This is a genomic window from Streptomyces sp. P5F9, from assembly GCF_057961495.1.
In genome coordinates this window covers 1-5493 of sequence record NZ_JBXVPZ010000570.1, presented here as the reverse complement: position 1 = coordinate 5493, position 5493 = coordinate 1, and the positions used below count along the sequence as shown (strand labels likewise).

General features: G+C 70.6%; 6 protein-coding genes. 3 read left to right on the top strand and 3 right to left on the bottom strand.

The window, feature by feature from the left end:
- The coding region (locus AC31A1_RS45815) for an MFS transporter (protein WP_489659000.1) at positions 1–555 on the bottom strand (555 nt) is incomplete at its 3' end.
- A 41-nt stretch (positions 556–596) separates the two neighbouring features.
- Complete coding sequence (locus AC31A1_RS45810) at positions 597–2072, bottom strand: glycoside hydrolase (protein ID WP_489658999.1); 1476 nt, start codon at positions 2070–2072, stop codon at positions 597–599.
- Between the two features lie 242 nt (positions 2073–2314).
- Here AC31A1_RS45810 and AC31A1_RS45805 point away from each other — a divergent pair, with 242 nt between their 5' ends.
- Positions 2315–3091, top strand: coding sequence for a class E sortase (locus AC31A1_RS45805; RefSeq protein ID WP_489658998.1), 777 nt, complete (start codon positions 2315–2317; stop codon positions 3089–3091).
- A 93-nt stretch (positions 3092–3184) separates the two neighbouring features.
- Here the strand turns inward: AC31A1_RS45805 and AC31A1_RS45800 are convergent, their stop codons facing one another.
- Positions 3185–4600 (bottom strand): MFS transporter, encoded by a 1416-nt coding sequence (locus AC31A1_RS45800; protein WP_489658997.1) that lies wholly within the window; start codon positions 4598–4600, stop codon positions 3185–3187.
- Between the two features lie 68 nt (positions 4601–4668).
- Here AC31A1_RS45800 and AC31A1_RS45795 point away from each other — a divergent pair, with 68 nt between their 5' ends.
- Complete coding sequence (locus AC31A1_RS45795; RefSeq protein ID WP_489658996.1) at positions 4669–5196, top strand: winged helix-turn-helix transcriptional regulator; 528 nt, start codon at positions 4669–4671, stop codon at positions 5194–5196.
- Between the two features lie 40 nt (positions 5197–5236).
- Positions 5237–5493 (top strand): DUF6412 domain-containing protein (locus AC31A1_RS45790; protein WP_489658995.1); only part of this gene is annotated, 257 nt, incomplete at its 3' end.

Below are 5493 nucleotides of genomic sequence, written 5' to 3'. Positions count from 1 at the left end.
TCCTGCCCCTCCTGCCCCTCCCGCCCAGGCCGGTACCAGTACGGCGATGGCGACCAGCGCCACCGCCCCGATCGCCGTGATCGCCCAGAACGTCGCTCGCCAGCCCCACCGTTCGCCGACGAGTGCGCCGAACGGAACCCCCAGCACGTTCGCCACCGTCAGGCCGGCGAACATCGTCGCGACCGCGCGCGAGGATCGTTCCGGGGGGACCAGGCGGCGGGCGACCAAGGAGCCGATGCCGAAGAACGAGCCGTGGCAGAGGGCCGCGACGATTCGGCCCAGCAGCATCACCCCGTACGTCGGGGCCAGCGCCGACAGCAGGTTTCCTGCGACGAACAGCGCCACCAGGCCTACCAGGACCGGCTTTTGGGGCAGCCCCGCCGTCGTCGCCGTCACCGCTATCGCGCCCACCGCGACCGTCAGCGCGTAGCCGGAGATCAGCCAGCCCGCGGCGGCCGTGGACACGTTCAGGCTCCCGCTCACCTGCGGGAGCAGCCCGGCGATCACGAACTCGGTCAGGCCGATTCCGAAACCGCCGAGCGCCAGCGCCGGCAGGCCGAACCGGCCGCCGCCGTAACCGAGTTGGGGGCCCGGGGTCAGATCACCACCCCGTCGATCTGTAGCGTCTGCACCGCTCCCGCCGCGAACGTCGCGCTCACCGTCTTGCCGCTCACGTACGTGTCCGAGTGGGAGGCGTACAAGTCGCCTCCACCACCCGTCACCGTGTTCCAGCGCGGGACCAGCCCGCCCGAACCACCGGCCACCGTCGTGAACTTGGACAGGTCGAAGGTCAACTTCGTCGACGATGAGCCTGTGTTGGCGGCGACGATCACCAACCGCTTCGCCGACGCGTCGTAGCCGGCCGCCGCGTAGCTCACGCCCGTGTCCAGGATGGTCATGCCGGGGCGGATGTGGCGGCTGAACTGGGCCATCACGTAGTACTTCGTCTGCACCGCGCCGGCCGTGAGCGTGCTCTGGTCGTACGCGATCATCGCCCAGCCGGACGACGGGTCCATGACCTGCCAGTAGGTCCATGCCGTGGGGTGCAGCCAGCGGAAGTCGTAGAGCAGGTTGCTGGCCATCGTCAGGCCCGTGGAGTCGCTGTCGCCGGTCTCGGAGTTCCAGAGGGCCTTGCCCGACGTCGTTACCACGTCCGTGTAGAGCAGGTCTCTACGGCCGCCCGAGCCCTGGTAGCCGTGGACGTTGACGCGGTTGACGTACCCCTTCGTCGTGGACGAGAAGGCGCTCCAGGTCGTGCGCGCGAGGTCGTAACTCGTCTCGTCGGACGCCGAGATCTTCGTGCTCGTCAGGCCGCGGCTGTCCAACTCGCTGCGGACGTACGGGAGTACGGCCGCCTGGACGGTCGAGTCCATGTGGCAGCCCTCCTGCGTACCCGTCGCCGTCCACCAGCTCGACGAGGGCTCGTTGAAGGCCTCGACCGTCGCGAAGTTCACGCCCCAGTTGTTCTTCGCGTAGAGGGCGACGGACGCGAGGTGGGAGGCGTGCTGGCGGTAGTTCCAGGTCTGGAGGTTGTTGCCGCCGCCGGACGCGCCCGACGGGTTGTGGTTCGAACACATCCACCACATGGGGGAGTTGGCGAAGAGTTCGGTGGTGGCTCCGCGCGACGTCGCCTTCACCAGCATCGCGCGCTGGGTCGCGTCCGCCGTCCACTTCCACGCCGAGGACGTGGGGTCCTCGTTGTTCCAGTCCTGCCAGTAGCCCTCGATCTGTTTGAACGCGGGGATGTTGGCGGAGGCGACCATCGACGTGCCGCTCACCGAGTTCCAGCTGCACCCGCCGAGGTTGTAACGGGCGATGTTCAGGCCGAGGCCGGGGAGTGAAGTGCCGTTGTATGTCGTCGACTTGGTGGTGAAGAAGATGTCGGCGAAGTCGTCCCGGGCGCCGAAGACGTTCGCCCACCAGGCGAGCGAGGTGCCCCAGCCCTCCCAAGTGCCGTACTTCGTCGCCGGGTTGACCGCGATCGTCGCGTCGGCCCGTGCGGTGCCGGTCGCCAGGGCGGTGCCGAGGAGCCCACCACCCGCTGCGGCCAGCAGGGTTCTGCGTCGGATCATCTCTACTCCCGATTCGCTCAACCGCCGGTCGTCCCACCGGCGTCGGCCATCCCCCCGGCTCGTGCCACCAGGAAGCATCGGGTGTGGTGTGTGGGGTTGTCGAGGGTTTCGACACCCCTTTCTAAAACCCGTGTACGAAGGATCGAACGGGAACCCTTTCCGGTAAATCGAACGGGCACCCTTTCCGGTAATCGGAGCCATGAGTCTGGTGAGTTCGCGAACCGGCCCTTATCGTGCGGCCCATGCGGGTTCCCGTCGTGCAGCACCGCAGCCGTCGACGCCGTGCGCTGGGCCGACGCGCCCTGTGGACCGGTGGGGAGTTCCTCGTCACCGCCGGGGTCGTCCTGCTCCTCCTCGTCGTCCACGAGCTGTGGTGGACCAACCGGGAGGCCCGCCAGGGCGCCGAACACCAAGTGCGGGCCCTGGAACGGCAATGGGCGACACCGGGTGCGGTGAGCGGCGGCACCCCGTCGGCCAACACCGGTACGGCGGGCGGCAGTTCACCGCGCCGGAGCGCCTCGGCCGATGGCTCGACCACGGGCACCGGTTCCGCCACCACCCCCCGCCGCTCCCAGGCCTACGCCATCCTCACCATCCCCCGCCTCCATCTCCGCGTCCCCGTCGCGGAAGGCGTCAGCAAGCAGGACGTGCTCAACAAGGGGTACGTCGGCCACTACCCCGGCACCCAACAGCCGGGCCAGGCAGGGAACTTCGCGCTCGCCGGGCACCGCAACACGCACGGCGAGCCGTTCAGGTACCTCCCGCGACTGCGCCTCAAGGACACCGTCCAGGTCGAGACGAGCGCGGCCACCTACACGTACACGGTCGACAAGATCCTGCCGCAGACCTCCGCCGCCGACTCCGGCGTGATCCGGCCGATCCCGCGCTCGATCGTCAAGCCGGCCTATGGCTTCAGCCAACCCGGGTACTACGTCACCCTCACCACCTGCACCCCGGAGTTCACGTCCAGGTACCGCATGGCGGTGTGGGGCACGCTCACCTCCACGCGACCCCGGTGAGACACGCGACCCTGGTGAGACAGGCGACCCCGGTCAGACACGCGCCTCCGGCGGGACACGGAACCTCATAAGTCCCGTGCCGCCAAAGGGAGTTCACGCCCGCTCCCGCAACACCGCCACGCTCACCGCGGCCACCACGGCGAGCCCCGCCGACACCGCCATCGCGATGTCCGCGCCGCGGGCGAGACCGCTGCCCGCCGACGTGGCGATCGCGATCGTCAGCGCGACGCCCGCGCAGGAACCGATGTACCGGAACGTCTGCTGAGCACCCGACCCCATCGCGGCCCGGGCCGCCGGTACGGACTCGACGGACAGCAGCGGCAGCGCGGCGTTCAGCAGGCCGCTGCCCACGCCCGCGATCACGAGTCCCGGCAGCAGCCGTGGCCAGGAACCGGAGTCCAGCGCGCCCAGCATCGTCAGGACGCCGGCCGCGTGGAGGAGGAATCCCAGGGCGAGTTGGTGCCGGGGCGAGACGCGGCCGGCGAGGCGGCGGGCCTGGAGGGCGACCGTGAAGGACAGGCCCGACCAGAGGAGGAACAGCCAGGCCGTGTCCATCGCCGACAGGCCCAGCGTCTGCTGAAGCAGCGCCGGCAGGAAGCTGAACAGGCCGATCACCGCGAAGCCCGTGAACAGACCGCCCGCCGAGGAGGCCAGGAAGAGGCGGTGGCGCAGCAGGCTCAGGTCGATCATCGGGGTCGCGACCCGGCGTTCCACCAGCGCGAAGACGCCGACGAGCACCACGGCCGCCAGCGCCAGCAGGCCCACCGGTGCCCGCAGCCAGCCGTCGCGGCCCAGGGTGAGGGCGGCGACGAGGGCGACCAGGGCCAGCCCGAAGGTGACCGCGCCGGCGAGGTCGGGGCGTCCGCCGCGCGGCGCGCGGGACTCGGACAGCGTACGGATGCCGAGGGCCGCCACGACGATCGCCGCCGCGCCGAGTACGACGTAGATCATCCGCCAGTCCGGCATCGCGCCCGCGACCAGCGGGCCGACCGCTATGCCGCCGCTGACGAACGCGCCCCACACGCCGGTCGCGTGCAGGCGGCCGCGCGGGGTCGGGAAGGCGTGCACGATCAGGCCCAGGCTGCTGGCGAGCAGTGCCGCGCTGGACGCGCCCTGCGCGATACGGGTCAGCGTGAACAGCCAGGTCGAGGAGGTGAGCGCGGCCAGGGCGGTGGTGATGCCGAGCGCGAGGGTGCCGGCGAGGAAGATCCGGCGGCGGCCGTAGTCGTCGGCGAGGCTGCCGGCGACCAGGAGCAGCGCGGCGAGGCCGAGCGGGGTGCCGTTCAGGAGCCAGGCCTGGGCGGAGAGCGGGGTGTGCAGGGCGGCGGCGATGTCGGGGAGCGTGACCATCGGCGCGGTGTACGTCATCAGCGCCACGGCGGTGGCCGCGCTGGTCAGGGCGAGGGTGGCGCGGGGATGCGGCACGCTCGGCTCGGAGACCCGGGATGTCTCCGAGGCCTTGGACGTCTCGGGAACCCCAGCAAGGGTTCGTTCACTGAACCTAGTCATGGGGAGCACCGTAGCACCTAAGGTTCGTTCATTGAACTTACTGTCGGAAAGTGGCTACAGTGGAGGGCATGTCACTAGGCAAGGACTACGCGGGGCAGGACTGCTCGATGGCCGGGGCGCTGGAGGTGGTCGGGGAGCGCTGGACGCTGCTCATCGTCCGCGACGCCCTCTACGGCGTACGGCGCTACAACGACTTCCTCGCCCACCTCGGCATCCCGCGCGCCGTCCTCGCCGCCCGCCTCCAGGCGCTCACCGCCGAGGGCATCCTCGAAAAGCGCCGGTACCAGGAGTCCCCGCCGCGCGACGAGTACGTCATCACCGAACGCGGTATCGCCCTGTGGCCGGTGCTGCGCTCGCTCGGCCTGTGGAAGCGCGTGCAGTACGGCGAGACGCAGCTGCGCTACTTCCGGCACGCGGACTGCGGCACCGAACTCGGCTCCTACGGCGAGTGCCCCACCTGCGCCGTCATCGTCCCCGTCGGGGATGTCATCATGGACCCGGGTCCCGGTCTCGACCAGGACCCTGCGGATCCGGTCAGCCGGGCGCTCCTCAAACCGAGGCGACTGCTCCAGCCGATCGAGACGGTTCCGGTATAACGAACGGTACGAGAACGGCAGTTGAGGGAGGGGGCGGACCATGAACCAGCGTCGGGCGAGCGCCCTGCTGCTCCTCTTCCTGCTCCCGGTCGTGCTGGTGGACACGGCGAGCCTCCCGGCCGCCGTCGCGCTCGCCGCGACCGGTACCGCCCTCGCCGTCTGCGCCCTCCTCACCGCGCGCAGCGCGCCCGCCGTACCGCCCACCCGGGTCCGTACGGCCATCCGCGACCGCGCCCGCCGCACGGCGTTCCTGCCCCAGCGCGACCCCGACGCCTCGGGCCGCCCACGCCCCCGAGC

Bases quoted from the DNA above. Each gene is read 5' to 3' on its own strand.
- AC31A1_RS45810 (WP_489658999.1), bottom strand. From the start codon at position 2,072: ATGATCCGACGCAGAACCCTGCTGGCCGCAGCGGGTGGTGGGCTCCTC.
- AC31A1_RS45805 (WP_489658998.1), top strand. From the start codon at position 2,315: ATGCGGGTTCCCGTCGTGCAGCACCGCAGCCGTCGACGCCGTGCGCTG.
- AC31A1_RS45800 (WP_489658997.1), bottom strand. From the start codon at position 4,600: ATGACTAGGTTCAGTGAACGAACCCTTGCTGGGGTTCCCGAGACGTCC.
- AC31A1_RS45795 (WP_489658996.1), top strand. From the start codon at position 4,669: ATGTCACTAGGCAAGGACTACGCGGGGCAGGACTGCTCGATGGCCGGG.